The organism is Streptomyces sp. 13-12-16, from assembly GCF_002114215.1.
In the GTDB taxonomy this organism is placed as follows: Bacteria; Actinomycetota; Actinomycetes; order Streptomycetales; family Streptomycetaceae; genus Streptomyces.
Genome location: NZ_NCTE01001384.1, coordinates 1 through 807 on the forward strand (window position 1 = coordinate 1; position 807 = coordinate 807).

Annotated in this window: 1 pseudogene; it reads right to left on the reverse strand. The window is 77.6% G+C overall.

Features of this window, described 5'->3' with window-relative positions:
- A pseudogene (locus B7767_RS41200) lies at positions 1-807 on the reverse strand (hypothetical protein); the annotation flags it as partial.

Consider the following 807-nt stretch of genomic DNA (forward strand, 5'->3'; position numbering starts at 1 on the left):
CACGCGTCGGACACCGCGCGCCCGTCGGGCCGCTGCGCGGTACCGCCGGGGCCCTGCTGTTCCGGGTGGACCGGACGCTGCTGCGGGGCCGGCGGACGCGGGGCGACCGGGCCGGCTCCGTGCGCGCCGTTCGGCTGCGGACGCTCGTACTGGCCGGTGACGGCCGGGTCCGCGGCGTTCGGACGCTCCGGGAGGGAGTGACGGCCCGTGGCACCGTTGTCCTGGCCCGGCATCCGGAACTGGCCGGTGGAGCCGTTGTCGTAGCCCTGCGGGACGGGGAACTGGCCCGTCGCGGCCGGGTTCTGCGTGCCCGGACCACCCGGACCGCCCTGCGGGGCGCCGAAGATGTCACCGCGGAGGAACGGACCGGTGTTCTGGGAGCCGTTCGCACCCGGCTGGGCGTACGAGCCGGTGTCCTGGGAGCCGTTCGCGCCGGGCTGGGCGTACTGGCCGGTGTTCTGGGAGCCGTTCGCACCCGGCTGGGCGTACGAGCCGGTGTCCTGGGAGCCGTTCGCGCCGGGCCGGGCGTACTGGCCCGTGTTCTGCGGGGCGTCGGCGCCGGGGGCGCCGTAGGCGGGCGCACCGGGGTTCTGACGGTCGTCGAACCGGGGGATCTCCGCCGTCGCACCGGGGCCCTGCCGGTCGTCGAACCGGGGCATGGCCGAGGTCCGGGCGGCGTCCGGCTCCTCGTGACCGCGCGGGGCGTCCAGCGAGGCGCGCGGCACCGGCGGCTGGGCGTTCTCGTCGCTCCAGCTGGGCACGCGCGGCTGCTGCTGGTCACCGCCGGGCAGCTCCGGGCGCGCACCG